16 protein-coding genes are annotated in these 20,189 nt (G+C 71.0%); 6 read left to right on the forward strand and 10 right to left on the reverse strand.

Annotated elements, in window-relative coordinates; all coding sequences use genetic code 11:
- Nucleotides 1-183: 183 nt before the first annotated feature.
- Nucleotides 184-660, reverse strand: coding sequence for a tyrosine-type recombinase/integrase (locus V4Y03_RS29560; protein WP_332436907.1), 477 nt, complete (start codon nucleotides 658-660; stop codon nucleotides 184-186).
- Between the two features lie 89 nt (nucleotides 661-749).
- On the opposite strand from V4Y03_RS29560, the gene V4Y03_RS29565 reads away from it, so the two are divergent.
- From V4Y03_RS29565 to V4Y03_RS29585, 5 genes are all read left to right on the forward strand, one after another.
- Nucleotides 750-1,550: a hypothetical protein gene (locus tag V4Y03_RS29565; RefSeq protein ID WP_332436909.1), complete on the forward strand. Its 801-nt coding sequence runs from the start codon at nucleotides 750-752 to the stop codon at nucleotides 1,548-1,550.
- A 40-nt stretch (nucleotides 1,551-1,590) separates the two neighbouring features.
- A complete protein-coding gene (locus V4Y03_RS29570; protein ID WP_332436910.1) occupies nucleotides 1,591-2,250 on the forward strand; it encodes a Crp/Fnr family transcriptional regulator in 660 nt (219 codons plus the stop codon).
- A gap of 105 nt (nucleotides 2,251-2,355) precedes the next feature.
- Entirely contained in the window at nucleotides 2,356-3,186 is an 831-nt protein-coding gene (locus V4Y03_RS29575; RefSeq protein ID WP_332436911.1) for a hypothetical protein, read from the forward strand.
- Between the two features lie 50 nt (nucleotides 3,187-3,236).
- Nucleotides 3,237-5,381, forward strand: a complete 2,145-nt coding sequence (locus V4Y03_RS29580) for a hypothetical protein (protein WP_332436912.1) — start codon at nucleotides 3,237-3,239, stop codon at nucleotides 5,379-5,381.
- Nucleotides 5,378-6,088, forward strand: coding sequence for a hypothetical protein (locus V4Y03_RS29585; protein WP_332436913.1), 711 nt, complete (start codon nucleotides 5,378-5,380; stop codon nucleotides 6,086-6,088). Before V4Y03_RS29580 ends, V4Y03_RS29585 begins: the two co-directional genes overlap by 4 nt.
- 852 nt (nucleotides 6,089-6,940) lie before the next feature.
- Here V4Y03_RS29585 and V4Y03_RS29590 read toward each other — a convergent pair.
- The 6 genes from V4Y03_RS29590 to V4Y03_RS29615 all read right to left on the reverse strand — a co-directional run bounded on the left by V4Y03_RS29590 (nucleotide 6,941) and on the right by V4Y03_RS29615 (nucleotide 15,247).
- The gene (locus tag V4Y03_RS29590; RefSeq protein WP_332436914.1) at nucleotides 6,941-7,693 is read right to left on the reverse strand and encodes a phytanoyl-CoA dioxygenase family protein; all 753 of its coding nucleotides are present in this window, start codon (nucleotides 7,691-7,693) and stop codon (nucleotides 6,941-6,943) included.
- Nucleotides 7,694-7,712: 19 nt separating this feature from the next.
- Nucleotides 7,713-10,313, reverse strand: coding sequence for a YcaO-like family protein (locus V4Y03_RS29595; RefSeq protein ID WP_332436915.1), 2,601 nt, complete (start codon nucleotides 10,311-10,313; stop codon nucleotides 7,713-7,715).
- Nucleotides 10,310-11,497, reverse strand: a complete 1,188-nt coding sequence (locus V4Y03_RS29600) for a JmjC domain-containing protein (RefSeq protein ID WP_332436916.1) — start codon at nucleotides 11,495-11,497, stop codon at nucleotides 10,310-10,312. The genes V4Y03_RS29595 and V4Y03_RS29600 overlap by 4 nt, the downstream gene beginning before the upstream one ends.
- Complete coding sequence (locus tag V4Y03_RS29605) at nucleotides 11,494-13,050, reverse strand: radical SAM/SPASM domain-containing protein (protein WP_332436918.1); 1,557 nt, start codon at nucleotides 13,048-13,050, stop codon at nucleotides 11,494-11,496. Before V4Y03_RS29605 ends, V4Y03_RS29600 begins: the two co-directional genes overlap by 4 nt.
- Before the next feature lie 69 nt (nucleotides 13,051-13,119).
- Nucleotides 13,120-14,910, reverse strand: a complete 1,791-nt coding sequence (locus V4Y03_RS29610) for a JmjC domain-containing protein (protein WP_332436919.1) — start codon at nucleotides 14,908-14,910, stop codon at nucleotides 13,120-13,122.
- Nucleotides 14,911-14,935: 25 nt separating this feature from the next.
- Complete coding sequence (locus tag V4Y03_RS29615) at nucleotides 14,936-15,247, reverse strand: hypothetical protein (RefSeq protein WP_332436920.1); 312 nt, start codon at nucleotides 15,245-15,247, stop codon at nucleotides 14,936-14,938.
- A gap of 113 nt (nucleotides 15,248-15,360) precedes the next feature.
- Between V4Y03_RS29615 and V4Y03_RS29620 the strand changes: the two genes are divergently transcribed.
- Entirely contained in the window at nucleotides 15,361-16,173 is an 813-nt protein-coding gene (locus tag V4Y03_RS29620; protein ID WP_317873883.1) for a glycosyltransferase family 92 protein, read from the forward strand.
- A 240-nt stretch (nucleotides 16,174-16,413) separates the two neighbouring features.
- Here V4Y03_RS29620 and V4Y03_RS29625 read toward each other — a convergent pair whose 3' ends face one another.
- From V4Y03_RS29625 to V4Y03_RS29635, 3 genes are read right to left on the reverse strand one after another with little or no spacing between them, the layout of a single operon-like run.
- Nucleotides 16,414-17,496, reverse strand: a complete 1,083-nt coding sequence (locus V4Y03_RS29625; RefSeq protein ID WP_317873881.1) for a Rieske 2Fe-2S domain-containing protein — start codon at nucleotides 17,494-17,496, stop codon at nucleotides 16,414-16,416.
- Nucleotides 17,493-18,548, reverse strand: a complete 1,056-nt coding sequence (locus V4Y03_RS29630; protein ID WP_332436921.1) for an MDR family NADP-dependent oxidoreductase — start codon at nucleotides 18,546-18,548, stop codon at nucleotides 17,493-17,495. The genes V4Y03_RS29625 and V4Y03_RS29630 overlap by 4 nt, the downstream gene beginning before the upstream one ends.
- Entirely contained in the window at nucleotides 18,545-20,188 is a 1,644-nt protein-coding gene (locus tag V4Y03_RS29635; RefSeq protein WP_317873893.1) for a phytoene desaturase family protein, read from the reverse strand. The genes V4Y03_RS29630 and V4Y03_RS29635 overlap by 4 nt, the downstream gene beginning before the upstream one ends.
- Between the last annotated feature and the right edge of the window lies 1 nt (nucleotide 20,189).

Consider the following 20,189-nt stretch of genomic DNA (forward strand, 5'->3'; position numbering starts at 1 on the left):
GGTGAGATGCTCATGCTAGAGGTTCGCTTGGAGATCACCTACCCGATCGCAAGGGATGCTCCTCCGAGGCTGCCATGGGGACCAATCGGGGACCACACGGTGTGCCCGCTGCTGGGGGTCAAGGGGTCGCAGGTTCAAATCTTGTCGACCCGACCACGCGGAGACGCAGGTCGGAGGTCGTTCTCACGTTTCATGGGAGGGCGGCCTTTCGCGCGTTTGGAGCCGTGGTGGTTGCAATGTGGTCGCACGCCCGGGCCTCGGCTGATTCGCCCAGGTGTTGGCGGCCGGCGGTGCGGGGGAGCGGATCCTGTGGAGGGCTTCGCGGAGGCGGTGGATGCGGTCGCGCGGTGGTCGCAGCCATGTAGGCCGGCCCGTACGGCCGACCGTCTGCTCGGCTCCGCTGAGAATGTGGTCGACGGCTTGGTGCGCGGCTTGTTGGGAGAAGTGGCTGTAGCGGTTCGCGGTGGTCGACGGCGTGGAGTGCCGCAGCGTCTTGGAGACCACGGTGAGCGGGACGCCGGCGATGATCGTGATGGTGGCGGCGAGGTGGCGCAGGTCGTGGACGGTGACCCAGGGGGCGCCGGTTTCCTCGGACAGCCGGTGCAGCCGGTCGAGTACCAGGGGTGGTCTGAGCGGGCGGCCGTCGGGCCGGCAGAACACCAGCCCCGCGAACCGGGTCGTTGGGGTCGCCTCGGGTTCGGGGGGCTGAACGTGACCGGTGCCGGCCGGCTGTGGCGACGCGGGGTGAGATGGCGACCCAGCATCTGCTCGATCTCGCTGCTCACCTCACCTGCGGCGGCCGCCTGCTCTGCCTGCGGATCTGCGCGACCTGGCTCTGGAGAAGCGAACTGTCCAGAGAATGCTATCACTTGGCCTATTGGTCAGAAGATCGCGGAATGCTGATCAATGGGCGTGTGGTGCAATCGCCTGCCGTCGAGCCCTCTGCTGGGCACCTGCCGCATCCGCCTTCCTGGCACCTTGGGGGTCTCGTGACAGGGCTGGTCCTGTTGCAACGGAAGGTGGCGGGTGACGTGTCCGGATCGGTTGCACGGGCCGAAGGCGCTCTGTCTCGCGATGCGGTGGACAGGATGCGTACGAGGACAGCCGAGTTGTTCGTGGAGGTGCAGCGGGCCGACACCAAGGCGACCGTGCTGTCAGGCCTGGACGTGGCCCTCCTGGCCGTCGTGGTCGCGGCGCTGCCGGTGGGCGCGGAAGCCGCCTGGGTGGTGAGGACGACCCTGGCGGTCATGTGCGCGGGGGCGGCCGCCGCGCTCGTCGCGGCGCTCCTGGCTCTGCGCCCCGTCCTGCCGGGGGGTACGGCGCTTACGGGAATGGACGGACCATGTCCCGATGAGGTTCCTGAAGCCGTCGTAGCCGCGGCAACGTGGCAGACCGCCGGAGGACGGCACCAGGCAGACGCTCGGAACGTGGCGCGGCTGGCCGCTCTCGCGCACCGCAAGTTCCGGATCATCAAGGTGGCCGTGGACCTGACGGTCATCACCCTGGGGGTGGCCGGAATCGGTGTGTTGATCAGCTGCTTCGTCTCTTGAGAGCATCCGGCTTCTGACGCTTCCTCACATCGGAGGTGCTATGTATCAGCCGCACGCCGCCGTGTTCGACAAGGTCTTGTGGGCGAAGTTGCGCGGTCTGGCTCCATTGCGGTCACGGCCCGCCAGGAGTGTCCTTCTGCGACAGGGGGATCCGGGGACACATGTCCTCCTGCTGGAGTCCGGCTCCACGATCGTGACCCTGACCGGTGAGAACGGTGAGCGGACCCTGCTGGCGGTCCGGGGGGCGGGTGAACTGATCGGGGAGCTGGCCGTGCTGGACGCCCAGCCGCGCACGGCGTCCGTCATCGCGGCGGAGGCGTGCCAGGTCCGGGTCATCCCCGCCCCCGAATTCCTCGGTTTCGTCGACGAGCACGGTCTGACGGCATCGATACTGCGCCACGCCATCGCTCGTGTGCGTGAGGCGGAGGCGGTACGGCTCGAACTCGCGACCGCCCCGGTGCCGGCACGACTCGCGTCGGCTCTGGGGCGGCTGGTCCAGTCGACTTCCTGCACGGCCGGCCATGTCCATGTGCGACTGACGCAGGTGGAGCTCTCTCAGCTGATCGGGGCGTCGCGGAACGCCGTCGGAACGGCGATCAAGGCGTGGCGCGATCACGGATGGCTGGAGACGGAAGCCGGTGGTGGCTTGCTGATCAGGGACATCGCCCGGATCAAGGCTCATCCCCTCGGCCGGGGGTGACGGAGCGCACCGGCTTGGTGCCCAGTAGTGGGCACCGAGCTGCCTCCGACCCGACCAGCATGGTGCGCCGGCCACGAAAGTCGTGGCGGAAGGGCTGGTGTTCCCATGAAGTCTCCTGCACAGCCGGACCCGGTCGACGTGCCACCGGAGCACGCTCTGCTGGTCGTCGACATGAAGGGCTACAGCAGGATCCCCGAAGCGCGGATGGCACCGGCGCGCTTCGACCTGGACAGCATCCTCGACACCGTGTTCGACCAGAGCGGGCTGGACATGCCGCGGCGGATCGACGGTGCGTTCGGTGACACCGGCGACGGCGGCATCTTCGTCCTGCCGGCCCTGGACACCACACGGTTGGTCGACCCGCTGCTCGGACACCTCAACGCGGCCCTGTCCCGGTACGACAAGAACGCGCGCCTGCACAGCGGACCGGAGATCCGTCTGCGGGCCAGCGTCCATGTCGGGCCGGTGTCACTGCCCGGCCGCCGCAATCGAGCCGTCGTCGAGGCGTGCCGGCTGGTCGACAGCAAGGCGGTGCGGGAAGCGCTGGACGCAGCCGAGGCTCACGGCGCCTACCTGGCGGCCGTGGTCTCGGAGATCGCCTTCCGCCGGACGGTGAGGGCCGGCCGCACGCTCGATCTCGACGAGCGGCATTTCGTGCGGGCCATGGCCCGCGTGGACGGCAAGCCGGAGTTCGAGGAGCCCTGCCGGCTCCTTGTCCCCGGCCTGTCACCCGTACTGCTGGGCCCTTCCATCACGGACGCGGCCGGTCCCGGGCCGTCGTCCGCTTCGGCCCCTGCGCCGGCGCGCGGAGCCGAGGGCAGCTCTTCTCCGGAGGCCGGCCACCGCGGTCCTGTCCTGAACTTCAACGGCGCCATGGACCGCCCGACTGTCATCGGCGAGCTCGACACACTCAACCTCGACCAGCGCCGGCGCTGACGGGCACGCGCAGTCTCCCTCCTCCCCGCTTCCAGCAGAGGAAAGAATCCATGGCGGAGAACGCCTTCACCTCGCCCGAACCCGACGAACGGAAGAGTCCGGAATCCGACAGCACGTCTCCGGACCTCAGTTCCCCCGCCTCCGTGCCGACCTCCCGGCCCGGCGACCTTCATATCCGGCAGGCCAGTGTGGCCGCCGGGCACATCGGTGAACTCAACCTGCTGCAGGAGACGCGCAAACGGGACGTGCTCGAAGGAGTGGAGCGAGATCGGCAGCAGATCCTCGATCAGCCCTTCATCCTCTCGGGGCGCTGGAAGGAAGCCTGGGAACAGGCCATCAACGGGGAGACGCGCCTTCTGCGACCACGCATCGTGTTGGTCGTGGCGCCGCGCTCGTTCGGCTCCACGACCTTCGCGCTCCAACTGCTGGCGCGCCACACCGAAGCGGACACCACCCTGGTGAAACTGGACGCCGACTGGAACGCGCCCAGCCGGGGCCGGCTTCCGGTGGACCACCGACACGCCTACCAGGTCGATCTCAAGGACACGCGTACGGATCTACTCTCGGCCGACTTCCTCGACTCGCTTACCCGACATGCCGAAGCGCTCGCGTCGGCGCGTTCCTTCCTGGTGATGACCGTGGCGAAGGAGCTCTGGCCCGATCACTACCTCAGGCCTCGCGGTGACGTCATGGTCGTGCGCCTCGACGAGCCGCCTCAGTCGGAGCTCGTGATCGAGGAGCACCTGGAGCACCACGGACACTCCCAGCTGGTGCCCCATGTCCAGTCCCTCGACGAGGCGGTCGTCTCCCTGCACGGGCTCAACGCGGTCGAGGCAGTGCGTGCCGCAGTCACCGCCATGGCGGTATGGGAGGAGCACTACAGCCGGCCCGAACTGCCGCCCGCCGCGGCGCGTACGGCCGGGCAGGAGCGGCCTTCCGGCTTCGCGGAACGTCTGACGGCCGCGCTGTCGGACTGGAGGCAGAGGCTGGACGGCCTGTTCGGGGAAGCGACCGCCACCTACGACGGGCGAAGCGCCTCGCTCACCCTGGAGGACCGCTGTCTGCTGCTGGCTCTGGCCGTCCGCCAGTCCGCGCCCATGACGGAGGTAGCCGCCACGGCGGGCAGCCTGCGGAGCCTGCTCGCGGTGCCCGACGGCGACAAGCCCGCCGCCGAAGCGCTGGTCCAGTCCGTCTTCGCAGGGCGCGGTCTGCGCCGCCGTATCCATGACGTGGGCGCACGCGTCAACACACACGACTCGGTGGTCTTCGACCAGCCGGCCTACGGGCGAGCTGTCCTGACCTATGTGTGGGACAACTATGAGGTGATGCGCGGGCCCTTGCTCGTCTGGCTCACTCAGCCCGGCGACGCCACCGTGTCGGCCCAGCCGATGGTCGGCGCCCTGGCCGATCTCGTCCTGCGGCACGGTAACGCCGACCATCTCGACACGCTGGGAAACATCGCCTGTGCCAAGAATCCCGTGCTGCTCGGCGCCGTGCTGCTGCGCGCCGTGGGGGACGAGCACGCCGGTCGCGCCGCCTGGGCCACGCTGTACCGGTGGGCCGGACAGCAGGAGTACACCCGCACGGTGGTCGACACCTGCCGCAGCGTGCTCCTGGACGAGACCGCGGGCCCGTCCGCAGCCAAGATGGCCTTGGTCCGGCTGCGCCGGATCGCCCGGAAGAGCGACGATCCCACGACACGGCTCCGTGTCCTCTCGGTCTTGAAGGAGCTGGTCTCGCGGCCGGCCCGCACTGTGATGCTCGTCGCCGAAGTCGCTGCTTGGCAGGCGTCCAAGGTCTCCGTCAGGTCCGGCAGCCTCGCCTTCCTCGCTCTGATGGAGAAGGAGCACACGAAGGTGCCGTGGCTCATGTCCGAGGAGGCAGCCGGCATCGACGTCGACCGCGCGTTGCGGGACCTCCTCGGCGACGCCGCCACCGCGCAGGAGGTCATCCCCAGACTGACGAAGTGGATCGGCTCGTACGCCACCGACGCCGTCGGGTACGAGCGGTTACGCGACCGTCTCGTCGACATCCTGCGGGGCAACGGCCTGTTCCAGGCGTACTGGGCCTTCATGCGGGCCCTGGCCGACGCACCCGTGACCGTCGAGGGGGTCGACGTGGCGGAGGACTTCCACCGGCACCTCGTCGACCCGCGGCTCCGCTCGGTGTTCGCGCTCGAAACGGGGTCCGCGTGAGATGGCCCTGGCAGCGCGCGGAGCGCACCAGCAACTGTCCCCACCAGCGCCTCCTGCCGAGCGCCACGGCGGGAGTCCCCTTCGGGGCGGTCTTCGTCATCGTCTGGCGGCCGGCGTGGCGTACGGGCTCCAATCTCGAGGACCTAGTGCGCTTCGGGGTCCACGCGGTGGCGGCCGCAGCCGCGGGACGCTGCGAGGCGGCCGATCCGCATGCCGCGCAGGACGTCGTCAACGCTGCCCTGCGTGAGCTGCGCGGGACCACTGGTGGGTCCTATCGGATACTGCACGCGCGCGTCACGCTGCGGCTGTCCGCGGAAAGCCGCGAGGCCGTCGCCCAGAGCCGGGCCGACGAGGACCGGGTCCGACGCCTGCAGTTCCTCAAGGCCCAGCTGTACGACCACCCCGACCTGCTGGTCCTGGACCGGCTCGAACAGCGGCCCGGCACGCTGGCGGACGAGCACGTTGCCGAACTCCAACGCCTCGCGCGGTCCATCAGAGCCTGTGGGAGCTGGTGGCAGCCCTTGCTCGAACAATGGGAGGACGTCGGCCGCGGCTTCAGCGACGCTGACCGGCAGCAGCAGGCGATGCTCGCCCTGCTCGATTCTCTGAAGACGTTCACCTGCGGGTCGGCGGCGCTCCCCGTCGACCCCGGTCCACCGAGCCCTCTCGTGGCCCCCGGGAAGTCTGAGCGGGGGGCCTCCCGGTGAGTCCTCTGCTCTGGCGGGCACTCCTGGCGCCGTTCACCAGCGTGCGGGCGTTTCGCCTGTGGCGGCGAGGGAAGGGGGCGCGCTCCTACGACACCGCCTGGCGTGATGCACGCATGGTCACCTCTCCGGACGAGATGGTGTACCGCCTGCACGGCCATCACTGGCCCCCGGCGTGCGCGGCACGTGAAGGCGGTCCGTGACCCTGGCGAGGCGGATCCTCCGGTCGGCGTCGCAGGGACGCGGCGCCTCCCATGACGATTACGGGGTGCAGTGCGGGGGGCGAGGGCGCGTCGCCGACAGCGGCGCCTACAAAGGAAGTGAGGGGAGGCTGACGATCCGGCAGCCTCCCACGCACGTGTGTGTGTGTGGGTGGACGGTTCAGGCAGAGCCTGGTCGCCAGCGCAGCGAGTCTGGGGACCACTTGGGGACCACGCGGTGTGCGCGGCGGTGCACGATGGACCCTTCTGCACACAGTTTGCGCCCTGATTAAGCCTGCTATATCCATAAAATACCCGTGGCCCTCACTCCTGGGGGTCAAGGGGTCGCAGGTTCAAATCCTGTCGTCCCGACTTTTCGAAGTCGTAGATCAAGGGGCCGTTTCAGAGAAATCTGAAACGGCCCCTTGGCCATTCCTGGGGACCATGTGGGGACCGGCGCACGTGACCGGGGCGAAGGGCACCTCGACTCGGTCAAGGTGCGCTGGTCGCCGCACGGCTCGCTCGTCAAGGCCAGGACCTCAGGGTGATGCGGCACCGGCCCGGATCACGTCGTGGAGGCGGGTGCCGTGGGCCTGCCCATGTCCGCGGACCGTGTCCTGTGAGGTGAGGGCCTCGTGGGTCCGGCGTCGGGCGGTCAGTACGGGAAGTCGCGGCGGGACTGGTACTGCTTGCCCCCGAGCAGCTCGACCACGAGGTCGGACGGGTCGGTGAGAGCGGCCAGTTGTGAGCGCATGTCCTCCTGGGGCACGCAGAAGGTGTGCGTGTAGGTGATGAGCAGGGCGGACCTCAGCTCCGTGGAGCGGTTGGGGCGGGACGTGTGCCACCAGGCGCCGTCGGCGAGGATCACGCTCCCGCGGGGACCGGCGAGGATCTCGCCCTCGTCGCACCACGACTCCCCCATGTCCGGCAGCCGGTTCGCCCGGTGCGAACCGGGAATGCCGGCGGTGGCGCCGTTCTCCACGGTGAAGTCGTCAAGGAACCAGATGCATTGCCCGGCGAGCGGGATGGCGGGCCACGGCGGGGTCAGCGTCCAGTAGGGGTGGTCGGCGTGCCAGTACTGCTCGACGGCGCCGGGCCAGAGCGTGTTCGCGCTGAACGTCGAGCAGATCAGGTCCTCGCCGAGATAGCGCCGCCACACGGCGAGGACGAAGGGGTGGACCAGGGCGTCGAGGAACACGGGATCCTTCGCCGGCAGATGCAGGACCCGCTGGTGTCCGCTGGGGTGCAGATTGCGCTGCTTCTCCGCGTGCAGCAGCCGTTCGAGGGACTCCCGCATCCGGTCGATGGCCGGTTCGGGCAGCAGGTTCTCCACCAGCAGGTAACCGCGCTCGCCGATGGCGCGGACCGCCGAGTCGGCCTGCGGCAGGTCGAGTTCTGTCGTCGTCATGGCGTTCTCCGGTCGGAATTCAGGACCAGCGGGGCAGCAGGTCGCGCAGGAGCGTCAGCCGGGCGCGCTCTCCGGTCGCAAACGGATTGTTGCTCTCCAGACCGGGGACGATCACCCGCACGACGTGGCCGGGCGCGGTCTCCGGGCGGGAGAGGTCGAGCACGGGAACGTGGGAGACACCGGCGTCGGCGACCCGCCGCAGGGTCCACCGCAGGTCGTCGAGCACGTCGTCACCCGTGAGCCCTCGGGGGAGCGGGGCCGCGATGATGTCCGGGTCGAGCCAGAACCAGGCGTCCTCGTGCGCGATGGGACGCGGCCGTTCGTGCCGACCGAGGCTGCGGGCCCTGATCGTGAGGTCCTCGCGACCTCCCGCCACCGAGCAGGCGATCGACTGGGCGGCCTCCAGCAGGGCCATTTCGACCGCCGTCCCGGGATCAGGATGGGTGCCGTAGCCCTCGGCACGGTCCAGGCCGCGCCACACCGTCACCATGAACGTGGGGACCTTGACCTCAGACGTGATGTCGAGGACCCGGACCACGTGCCCGGCCCGGCGCAGCCGGTCCGCAGCCTCGCGCGCCCGGTCCGGAGCGGTGTCGGGGTCCACGAACCGGAACGGCGGCGCCCCCGTCCCACCGGGGTTCACCAGGGCGACCTCCGCGAGGCGCTGGGCATGGCGCTCCAGGTACTCGCACAGCCCGTGCAGCAACGCCTCCTCGAGGGAGAATCCCGACCCCAGACCATTGGTCGCGATGACCTTCCGTGCCCCGCGCGGACTGAAGCAGATATCGCCCCGGCCGCGTTCGAGCCGCAGCAGGTCGAGCGGGACGAGGACCGTCCGCGCGGTGAGGAGGTCCGGGCAGCGCACCCAGGTCAGCGGCAGCTCGGGGGTGTAACCGCTGTCGTACGGCAAGGCCAGTCCCGCCGGGTCGACGGCTTCGGCGCCCAGCTCGCGGTAGCTGGCCTCGACGAGGTCGTCGGCGCGCGGCACCCAGCGTTCCTGCGCCCACTTCTCCAACTCCTCCATGACGCTGCCGACGTACGCACCGTCCTCGGTGAGCCCCTTGCCGCTTCCGTACGTGCTCGACCAGCGGCCGTCGGGCCGGGCGGCCTGCGCGATCTGAACGCCGCCGATGTCCCCGAGCTCGCCGACCATCCCGATCCGGGTGATCCCGATGGCCTTCGCCAGCCTCTCCGCGTGGTCGCGCGCCTGCCTCAGAGAGGTGCAGAAGCGTCGCTCCCCCGGAGGCTTCGGCCGACTGCGCAGCCCCAGGGCAGGGTGCGGTACGGGGCGGGCCCCGGCGGGCAGGGCCCCGCCGGCCATCGTCGCGGCCAGTGTCCGGACGTTGCGCCGAGCCCGCGCGAGCCCTTCGGCGAAGGCGTCCTGAGCGGCGCGGTCGCCGTGACCCCACTGTGCCCACCGCTGCCGCAGGGCCTCCCGGTCGACGGCCAGGTTCGCCTTGCAGAGCACCTGCCACGCCTCGGCGAGTTCCTCGGTTCCCGCCGGGCGGGGATCCCGCTCGGCGAACAGGCGCAGCGCACCGCACCGCATCACCTCCCGCTTGAGCGAGGCGTCGTGCAGGAACAGCGCGGCGCGCACCGATCGCCGGAACACCTCGCGATCGACCCTGGCCCACGCCGTAAGCCCGGCATCGGCCACGGCCTCCGCCTCGGCACGGCGGTTGAGGGTCGACAGGTCGATGCCGAGGTCCGCGAGCGTGACCCGGGCCTCCTCCGTGCTCAGCCACCCCCAGCGGCGCACGGCGGACCGGAACGTGGCCCGAGCGGCCTCGGCGTCGACCGCCGGCAGCAGCTCGGGCGGTACGGGATGGGCGGCACGGCCCAGCGGTTCGAGCCGACCCGTGTACGTGAGGAAGGCGAACAGTTCGTCGTCGTCGACCCGGTCGCCGCTCTCCCAGATCAGAGCCGTACCGGTGGCGACGGGCTCGGCGACCGGGCGGCCCACGTTCACTTGGGGCCGCTCACCGGGCACGGGCGCCACACGGGCCGCCCCCACCGCCTCCAGGACCGACTGGGCATCCCGGTGCTTGAGGTCGTGCCCCGCCAGCATGGCGACGAGGTCATCGCCGTCGGCGCGATCGAGCAGCCCGGCGGAGCGGACGATGCGGCGGTGGGTGCGCGCCTTGTACGGCAGCTTCAGCGCGGCCGCGAGCAGACGGTCGGCGGTGGGTCGGTCGATGGTGCCGCCCCGGTGCAGGCGGTCGATCGCGTAGCGGACGTTCACCATGGGCACGGTCAGAGGAGCGGCGGTCGCCGCGTCGAACAGCAGCGCGACCTCGTCGTCCCGGCTGACGACGCCGTCGCGGTACCAGGCATGGACCAGCCCGATGCCGATGACACCGGGAACCTCGGCCGCGCGCAACGCGCCCATGCTGCCACCGCCGTACACGACGACTCCCCGGTCGACGGCCAGGCGCACCTCTGCCGGGCTGACGGCGAGGGACTGCTCGAAGACGCCGTCGACGATCCCGACGACCTGCCCGGCAGGGAACGCGTCGAGGTCGCCGCGCCGGACCGGCCGACGGTAGTCGGCGTCGAGGAGCAGACGGGCCTCGGCGAGAGGCATCGACGGCCCCAGGAACACGACCGGCTGTGTGCTCACCGTACGAGCCCATCGATCTCGCCCGGCCGCGAGCGGCGCAGCAGCCCCTCGGACACGAGCTTCCGGACGACATCGACCGCGGCGCGCGGGGCGAGGGCGCCGGGCAGGTCGACGGCACGCAGCACGCGTGCCCCGGCCACGTGCTCGAACGCTGCCAGCACACCGATCGGGCCGCGGACCGCGCCGCCCGGGAAATGGATCGTCGCGGAGACGTCGTCCGCGCTCACGCGGCAGTCCGTGCCCCGTGCGCGCACCAGCCACGTCTTCTCGTCGATCCCCTCCAGGCCGCCGCGCTCGCCGAGCCCGCCGTCCGCAAGGACCGCCCGCCGGGCGGCGCGCCGGGCGGACAGTCCGCCGAGCATGCCCGGCAGCGCCGTACGGATGCCCGGGGAGCCGAGCAGGTCGGCCAGCCCGGCGGCGAGCGCGTCGGCATCGGCCGTACGGGCATGCGGGACCGGCCCGTCCAGACCGGGCAGGCCCGCCACGACCTCGTCGAGGACGTCCCGCCAGCGCAGCGGGAAGAGCCTGATCGTCAGGTGCAGGGACGATGCGGTCCCGGTCCGGGCCGCGTGCCCGCGGTACTCGGGCACGTACAGCACGTCCCCCGGCTCCAGCGCGAACTCCCGCTGCGGGATCCGTGCCCACTCCCGCGCCGGGACCCCGCACGGCTGCTGCGGGCCGTTGCCCTCCTCCACCCGCCAGATCTTGTGCCCGTCGAGCTGCACGACCAGGCTCCCGTGGTCGTCGCGGTGCGGCGCGAACCCCTGCGCCGCGGCCGGTGTGGCGAACACGTGGGCACCGGCCGGCGCCCGGAGGGCGACGCCATGCTCGGCCAGGTCGAGTTCGATGCCGCGGCACAGGTCGGCCAGAGCCGGCGAGAGCCGGTGCGCCTTGGTCAGGTAGAGCGTCTCGCCGTCCTCGAACAACCGCCGGACCTGTCGCAGGTCGAGCATGCCGTCCGCGTCGACGAGCGTCGGCGGCAAGGGTCGTCGGTCTCCGCCGCGGGCCAGGTGCAGCACGCCCTCGTGCGCGTGGTGCAGGGCACCGAGCATGGCCTCGAAGCCGTCCATGTCGAGCGGCGGGGCACTTGAGGCGACGCCGGGGAACAGACGCGGCTCCCGACTCCGTACCGAGTCGACGAAGGCCGCCGCGTCCGTCGGGCGGAGCAGTTCGGCGAGCGTCACGCGTCCTCCCGCCCCGGCTCGGAACCGGCCGGCGGCGCGGGGTGGGGGATCGGTCGGTAGCGCTGGACGAGGAAGCGCCGCCTGCGCAGCTTCTCCTCGGGCGTGCAGGTGGTCACCAGTCTGCTGCCGGTGTGCTTCTCGTCCTCCACACGGCAGGTCCCGCCGCACAGGTTGCGCAGGTCGCAGGAGCGGCAGCCCTCCCGGTTGTCGACCCCGAAGGCCGCGGCCGTGCGCCCGAGGTATGTCGTGATCTCGCCGAGCGGCAGCTGGTCGACGTGGCCGAGCGCACCGGACATCAGGTGGCAGGGGTACACGAGCCCGTCGGGGGCGACCACGAGCTGCTCGGCGTATCCGCAACCGCTGATCTTCTGGACCATGTTGGACCCGTGGACCTTGTCGTCCTCCTCGCGCAGCTCGCCGAGCAGCGCGTCGACCCACGCCCGCACCTCGTCGGTGTCCAGGTCGTGGTCGAGGTCCGTGCCCCGGCCGTGCGCCATGGCGCCGTAACTGATCCGGAACCGCAGGTCCGTGTCGCGCCACTGCTCGGTGAAGCCCGGGAGTCCCGCTTTCACAGCCGCCCAGTTGGCGGCCATGACGGTCGTGCTGACCCGCGTCTGCACTCCGGCGTCGAGCAGGAGACGGATGGCGCGCACGGCCCGGCGGAAGGAGTGCGGGCCGCGGATCGCGTCGTGGGACTCGGCGGTGGGCCCGTCCACGCTGATCTGCACGATGTCGGCGTAGCGCACGATGTCGCCGAGGTGCTTGGGCACGGCCATGCCGTTGGAGAACAGCGTGACCTCGAGCCCGAGTTCGTGGCTTCGCCGCATCACCGGGATGCAGCCCTCGTGCAGCAGCGCCTCGCCGCCGGTGAGGAGCAGCTTCTCCCCGCCGTTCGCCGCGAAGTCCTCCACCAGCCTGATCCAGCGTTCGGTGGTCAGTTCGCCGTCCTTGGGCAGCAACGGGCCTGAGCCGGTGTAACAGTGCACGCACTCGAGCTGGCAGCGGTTGGTCAGATGGAAGCGGGCGAACACGTGCGGCCGTACCTGCTTGACCGAGTGGTGGCCGCGGATCCCGCGCACCATCCCGGCGTGTGCGACCCGCGCGACGAGCTTGGCCATCGCCCGCGTCGCCGCGTCCGGGTCGAGCCCGTGGGACCGGTGCAGCTCGCGGGCGGCGTCGACGGGCGTCGTGCCGGCGACGAGGAGAGTGAGCAGCGCGTGGTCGACGTCGTCGGCGACCAGCAGCTTGCCGTCCTCCACGGCGATCCAGAGGTGGGCGCCGTCGACCTGGTGATGGGCGAGCGAGGAGACGAACGGGACCGGCTCCTTCGTGGGCAGGTCGTAGACCGCGCGGGAGCCGTCGGCGGACCGGCGGGCGGGGTACCGGGCGGGGGTGGCGACGGTGGGCGACGGGTGGTCCGTCAGACCGACGGCGCCGTACGGAGCCCGGTCCGGCGCGCCGAACCGCGGGAACGGCTGTGCGTCGTCGGGTCCGGAGAGTGCCGGTCCCCCCTGCCAGGCGCGAAGGGTCACCAGGGTCTGCTTGCTGCTCATCGTGGCTCCTCGGGGGCCGGATGGGGAGGGAACGGAGAACGGGGGGCGGCCGGAGCGGTGACCTCGGGATCACCGCAGCCGGGGGCCCGCGACCCAGGCCACCAGAGCGCGACGCAGCCCCTTGGTGACCGGCGTGACGCGGTGGTCGATCAGGGACGGGAAGACCAGCACCGAGCCGCGTTCGCGCGGCAGTTCCTCGGTGTCGACGCCGAACATCTGCAATCCCCCGCCCTCGTACGAGGACGCATCGGACAGCTGGACGATGACGGTGATCTTCCGGGGGGAGTCGGCCTGGTCGTGGCTGTAGTCGTTGTGCCGGTGGAAGTGCCCGTTGCCGGGGAGGTACTCGACGTACTGCGGAGCGCGCGTGATGCCTGACAGATCGAACCCGTAGACGGTCCGCGCGGCCTCCCGCGCCACGGAATCGACCAGTCGGTAGATCCACTCGGTGCGTGGCCCCTTCGGTACGTGCCGGGTCTCCGCTCGCCGATGGCCGGGATGCCCGGCCTCGTCCACGGTGGTCGGTGCCGTCAGCGGGAGATCGCGGCAGGCTGCGACGAGGTCGTCGCAGTCGGCGGCGGTGAGGCGTTCCCGCAGGCGCATCCAGCCCAGGTGATGGCCGGCCGAAGGGCCGCCGTCACGGACCAGGGTCGGGTTGCGGGTCCGTAGGACAGGATCTTCCGCTCGGGTGGGGGCGGCCGAGGCCGTGGCCGGGCCTCCCGCAGGGGCCGCGGTCAGCACGGGCGATGCCGGTCCGGCGGTGCTGTCGACCGGCCGGAAGAGGTTGTGCCGCACGAGGATCCGGGTCAGCTCGACGGCGTCGTAGTGCTGACCGACCCGCGGCAGCTCGCTCGGAGTGAAGGACTCCGCCTTCGACACGTGGTCGACGACGGGCTGGAGCCGCCCGTCGAGGCGCAGGGTGCCGCCGGGGAAGGTCAGTCGCGCGAGCCCGCGGTCGCTGTCGGATTCGCTGGGCATCAGCGGCACTCTGCGCACGACGGTGTCCGGCGCGATCGCGGTGGCGGCGCTGCCCGCCACCAGCTGCCCACCGGGCAGCGGATCGAGTCCGGCGACGCACCGTACGCGGCGTTCCCGCAGATAGGCGGGGACGTCGAGGTCCGGGAGGTCGGGCAGCGCGGGTCCGAGGACCGTGGGTCCGGTGACCGAGCGGCGGAACGGCTCGTGGTCGCGCAGCATGTCCGCCATGGCGTCCGCCCAGGACAGCGTGTGCAGACCGAGCGTGAGGTGCAGCGAGGCCTCGTCGGTCGTGTGTGCGACGTGGGGGAAGTCCTGGGGGACATACAGGACGTCGCCCGGCTCCAGCGTCGCGGAGACGAGCGTTCCCGAGCGCTGCGACCCGGGCGCGAAGACCTCCCACCTCTTGGTGCCGTGCAGTTGGACGACGAGCACCGAATGGTCGTCGTGGTGGCGATCGAAGCCCTGTGCGCGCGGCGGAGTGAGGTACGCGTTGGCACTCACGGGCTCGGCGGGGAGCACGCCCAGCTCCAGCAGGTCGAACTCGATGCCGCGGCACAGCTCGCCGACCGGGGTGCAGCGGCGGGCCAGGAGGGAGAGCAGCAGCGTGGCGCCGGAGCGGTAGGCGGTCAGGACGTCCCGCCCCGGGGACCGGTCGGAGTGGTGGGGGACGACCGGCCGTGCCCGGCCTTCCTGTACGACGCTGAGATCGGCGCCTCCGCCGCAGGCCAGCCGTTCGAAGTCCTCGATCGTGAACAGCCGCCCGACCAGCGGAGCGGCGGCCCCGCGGAGCAGCAGCGCTTCGCGCTCCCAGCTCGTGCGGAGGAAGGAGGTGACGTCCGGGCTGCCGAGGACGGTGGCCAGCCCTCGCTTCTCCGTGTCCATGGGAATCAGTCCCGAGCGGCGTCGCTCAGCAACTCGGCCCGCCGACGTTGGACGCGCATCCCGTGCAGGCCGTGATCATGCCGAAGCTCTGGTTGTCCAGCTCGATGTCGACGGTCTGGAGGGAGATGGACATGACCTCCTCGGGCTCCGCCGCCGTCTCGTCGCCGGCGTCGCCCTCGTCGGCCGCGTCGGAGGTGTCGGCCTGCCCGGTGCGGCGGCGGAGCTCGATGGCGACCCGGTCGCCGTCGTTCAGCTCCACTCGCGGCGTGTCGGCTCCTTCGAACACCTCCACCACGATTTCTTTGCGTGGCTGCGTCATGTCGGTGTTCTCACACATGGTGTACTCCTGACTTGTCACGTCAAGTTGTGACGAAGGGGACTATGTTGAGGGAAAGCCTTCCTAGCAGTGACCTGAAGCACAGTCAACGAAATGGAGGTCCAGGCGAGGGTGTGACACCCGAACGGCACTTTCCGCTGGACCTCGCCATCGGATGCACCTTCCGGAACGAAGCCAGATTCCTGAGGGAATGGATCGAGTTCCACCGGCTGATGGGCGTGCAGCGCTTCTTCCTCGTCGACGACCGCAGCGAGGACGACTACCGGGACGTGGTGAAGCCCTACGTCGACGAAGGCGTCGTCCAGGTCATTGAGAAGCCCTGCCCGCCGGCGTACGCGGGGCGCCGGTGGAACCAGTACCAGCACGTGGTCCTGGGCGGGCTGTGCAGGGAACTCCGCGGAGCCGTGCGCTGGCTGGCCCTCGTCGACGTCGACGAGTTCCTCGTACCGACCGTCGCCCCCACCGTCATCGAGTTCCTCTCGGACCACGAGGAGGCGGGAGCGGTGCACGTGGAATGGCGCATGTTCGGAACATCGGGCGTGCGGCGGCTGGGTACCGGGGAACTGCTCACCGAGCGCATGTGCCGCCGCATGGCGGCACGCCCGAATCCGGGGAAGTCGATCGTCAAACCGCACCGAGTCGCCGAGGCGGGTATTCACCGCTGCGAGCTCCTGCCCGGCAGCGCCTACGTCACCGTTCCGGCCGACCCGGCACCCGGGCGTGGCGGCATGCGCGTCCACCACTACTGGACCCGGGACGAGGAGTTCCTCCTCGGCACCAAGCTTCCCCGCGCGGCGGAAACGAAGGGCTGGGAGCTGACATCGGAAGCCGTCGACTTCCATCGCACGGCGTACGACGACGTCGAGGACCGGCAGATCCGGCGGTTCCTGCCGGGCCTGCGGGAGCGGCTGGGGCGAGCTCGGTAGGACTCGCCGCCTGCCGTAGCCGGACCGCACCCGAGGTGGTGGACGCCCGGCCGACGGTCACCGCCGCCGCGACCACCCTGGCGACCGGCTCTCTCGTCTGGGCCCCGACCGCCTTCGCCGACGCGCCCGAGATCCCCCCGGGCGCCATCGAGATCACCAAGAAGGCCCCGGACGCGCTGCGCGAGCAGCGGATGGCCCCCCGGGGACGGCCCCGGCGGCTGCGAGGCGCCCCCTCACCCCTCAGGTCGTCCTGCTTCCCTCCGCCGGGCGGACCGACGACGGCACGTGCGCCCGCAGCGGGTCCGCCGGATAGAACTGGCGGGCCCAGTGCCGGAACGGGCCGATCGGACCGTCGCCCCTGGCCAGCCGGGGCGGGGACTGGTAGCGCTTGGTCGCCCACACCGGGAAGTCCTGGGCGACGAACTCGCAGTTCCCCTGGAACATCACCCCGGCCAGAAGGCGCGCCGCCGAGCGGCTCAGCCAGCGTGCCACCGGCGCCGGAAGCGCGCCCGGCTCGGCGATGTCGAGCCAACTCGCCTGCCGGAGCTGGAACACGGCAGGCTTGATCATCGTGGCCGCGTACATGGCACAGGTGCGCACTCCGAACCTCGGGAGGGCGGTGCACACGTGGACGCGGCTGATGCCGCAGCCCTCCAGCGTCACCTCCAGAGGGCTCTCGCCCAGCAGCGGCACCCGCTCGTGGGAGCGGACCGACACCCGGAAGCTCCGTCCCTCGAACGTGGCGGGTTCGGCGACCTCGGACTCGCCCCAGCCGTGCAGGGGGGTGAAATGCCCGGTGTCCACCGCGTTCTCGACCACGTCCTGGCTGTGGCCCGCCATCTCCCAGGTGGCGAGACGGGGGGCCCGCGCGCCGAGGGTGTGCCAGGCCGGGAGTTCCCAGTCCGGTGACCGCCCGTCATGGTGCCGCCAGACGAAGACGGCGTCGTTGACCTCGCACACCGGCAGCAGCGTCAGGTCGGACGACGGCGGCGGTGGCGTGCCGTACCCCGTACGCAGGCAGGAGCCGTCGGGGCCGAAGGCGAAGCGGTGGAAGGGGCAGAGCAGGTCGTCCCCCTCCACCGAGCCGAGTCCGAGGTGGGCCCCCAGGTGCGGACAGTACGGGCGGACCGCCCGCACACCGCCGTCTCGGAGCCGGTAGAGCACCACGTCCTCGCCCTGGAGCGGCCGGGTCAGCACGGTGCCCGGCACCAGTTCCGAGGAGAAGGCCACCGCGAACCAGCCGTCGGGGTACGGCAGGCTCGGCGCGTGTGCGTCGGCCGGGCTCGGGCCCTCGGTGAAGGACCGGGTGTACCCGCGGTTCACAGCTCGACCAGCACCTTGCCGAAGGACCCGGCCCGGTCGGTGTACAGGCTGCGGTAGGCGGCGGGGATACTGTCGAAGCCCCGGTGCACGGTCTGCTGGTACCGGACCTCCCCGCCGCGGACCAGCGGGCCGAGGTCGGCGTGCAGGGCGGCCCAGTTCTCGTCGGTGAACCACTCCAGCGCGAAGATTCCCCGGATCGTGGTGCGGGGGAACATGATGTACGGCAGCAGGCGCGGACCGGACCATTCGCCGCCGACCTGGCTGGCCCACTGCCAGCAGACCGCGACCTGGCTGTCCACATTGAGCATGGGGAACACGGTGTCGGTGATGACCCCGCCGAGGTTGTCGAAGTACTTGTCGACCCCGCCGGGGGCCGCCTTGGCGAAGTCCTCCCGCAGTTGGGCGGCGTCCCCGCCGTGCCGGAAGTCGACCACCGCGTCGAAGCCGAGTGCGGTCAGCCGGGCCGCCTTCTCCGGCGAACCGGTGGTGCCGACCACCCGCGCCCCGGCCCGCTTGGCCAACTGGCCGATCAGCGTGCCGATCGCGCCGGAGGCGCCGCTGATCACCAGCGTGTCGTCGGGCCGGATGGTCATGAACCTGTTGAGGGTGCCCCAGGCGGTCATGCCCGCACCGCCCAGGACACCGAGCGCGGTGCTCAGCGGCAGCGCGTCGTCGTAGTGGGCCGGGTCCAGCCGGCGGTAGCCGGGGAAGACCATCGGGAAGGTCCCGGTCTGCCACAGCGCGGGGGCACCGTTGCTGACCAGGTGCGTGCGCCAGCCACCGAAGCCCTGGACCAGGTCACCGACGGCGAACCTGGCGCGCGGCCCGGCAGCCAGCACCTCCATGATCGAGTCGGCGCCCATGTGGTCGCCGACCGGAGTGTCCAGGGCGATCCCCTGGAGGTACGGGTCGACGGAGACGTACCGGGTGCGCAGGAGCATCTCGTCCTCGGCCAGCTCGGTGTCGAGGTCCTCCACCACCTTCACGTACATCCGGTCCACGTCCGGGACACCGTCGTTGTGCTCGCTGACGATCCACTTCTCGGTCTTCAAGGGGTTGCTCCTGCCGGGTCGATGAGTTGGACGGGAAGGGGGGCGCTGTGGTCGACGGTGGCGGTGAACGGCCGGCCGTCGTCGCGGCAGACGAACTGCATGACGTGCCGTCCGGACGCGGCGGCCCTGATCAGGCCGCCGGTGGTGGCCCAGACACCGGAGAGGTAGAAGTCGGCGAGCCCGGGCAGACCCGGCCCGTGGCGCTTGACCTCCTGCTCCACGGTCTCGCCGCTCGTCACGAAGGGCTGCCAGCCGAGCACCGTGCCGTCGTAGTTGCCGGTGTAGCGGACCTGGGTGAGGGGGGTCGAGACGTCCCTCACCGCGATCGCGTCCCGCAGGCCCGGGTGGCGCTCTTCGAGGAAGTCCGTGATCGCGTCCCGCACCTGCCGCTTGGCCCGCTGGTACGCGCGCCCACGGCCGACCGGCAGGGTGTGCAGCTCCTCGCCCCGGCGCAGCCGCGTGGCCTGCTCCGGGCCGGTGCTCAGCTCCCGCCAGGGCGAGATGTCGCAGAAGTACGTGGCGTACACGACCGAGGTGCCTGGGGGCGACAGCTCGGGGTAGTGGCGGCTGCGGAACTGGACGTTGATGCTGGGGTGGCGGATCCCGGTGAGCCGGGCCGCGAAGGCCTCGTCCAGCAGGTGTGTGGTGCAGGGCTCGCCTTCCGGGAAGGCGCGGCGCAGCCCGAGGAAGACGGTGAAGTAGCCGGGGAAGACCATGTCCGGCTCGGTGATGGTCCTGGTGTAGAGCTCGCGGTACGTGTCGGTGAGATACCGGCCCTTGAGCAGCTCCATGAGGGTGGTGCGGCCGTCGCAGGCGGAGACCACGATATCGGCCCTGAGCTCGGTCCCGTCGCTGAGCCGGACGCCGGCCGCCCGGTCCTCCTCGACCAGGATCTCCACCACCTTGGCGTTGTACGTGACCTCTCCGCCGAGCCCCCGGTAGCGCTGCTCGACCGAACGGGCCAGGCCGAGCGAACCGCCCTCGGGCACGCCGGCGGACTGGCCGGCGTGCGCGGCGAGCTGGAAATAGAACGGCAGGACCGGGAAGTTGGGGTGCTTCTCGTACAGAATGAAGTTGAACGCCTCGCGCAGCAGAGGGTCCTGGAACCGCTGGGAGTAGTCCCGCATCAGGACGGTGATGGAGCGTCGGATCACGTTGAAGTACGGGATGAGGGAGGCCAGCATCCGCCACCGTTCCCGTCGGCCCATCAGCCCGACGGGGGTGAGGAAGGGATAACGGGCCAGAGCGCGCCGGAAGGTGCGCAGCCCGGCGCAGAAGTCCCGGATCGGGCGGGCGTCGGCGGGTGAGAGGGTGAGCAGATGGGCTTCCAGGCGGTCCGGATCGGAGTAGAAGTGGACCGCCCGGCCGTCCCGGCCGCGCACGGTGTTGAAGACGTCGAAGTTGCGCATCCGCTTGCCCTGGAGGGCGCCGAGCTCCAGCCAGATCTGGTGCATCTCGTTGCCGGGGCCGCTGCCGAGCAGCCAGCTGACGCAGCAGTCCAGGGTGAAGTCGCCCCGGTCCCAGGCGGTGCAGGAACCACCGGGGATCTCGTGCATCTCCAGCACCCTGCTGCGGTATCCGTTCATCTGGGCGTAGCAGCCGGTGGACAGGCCGCCGAGACCCCCGCCGACGATCAGCATG

The sequence above is a fragment of the Streptomyces sp. P9-A4 genome (assembly GCF_036634195.1).
Classification (GTDB): domain Bacteria; phylum Actinomycetota; class Actinomycetes; order Streptomycetales; family Streptomycetaceae; genus Streptomyces.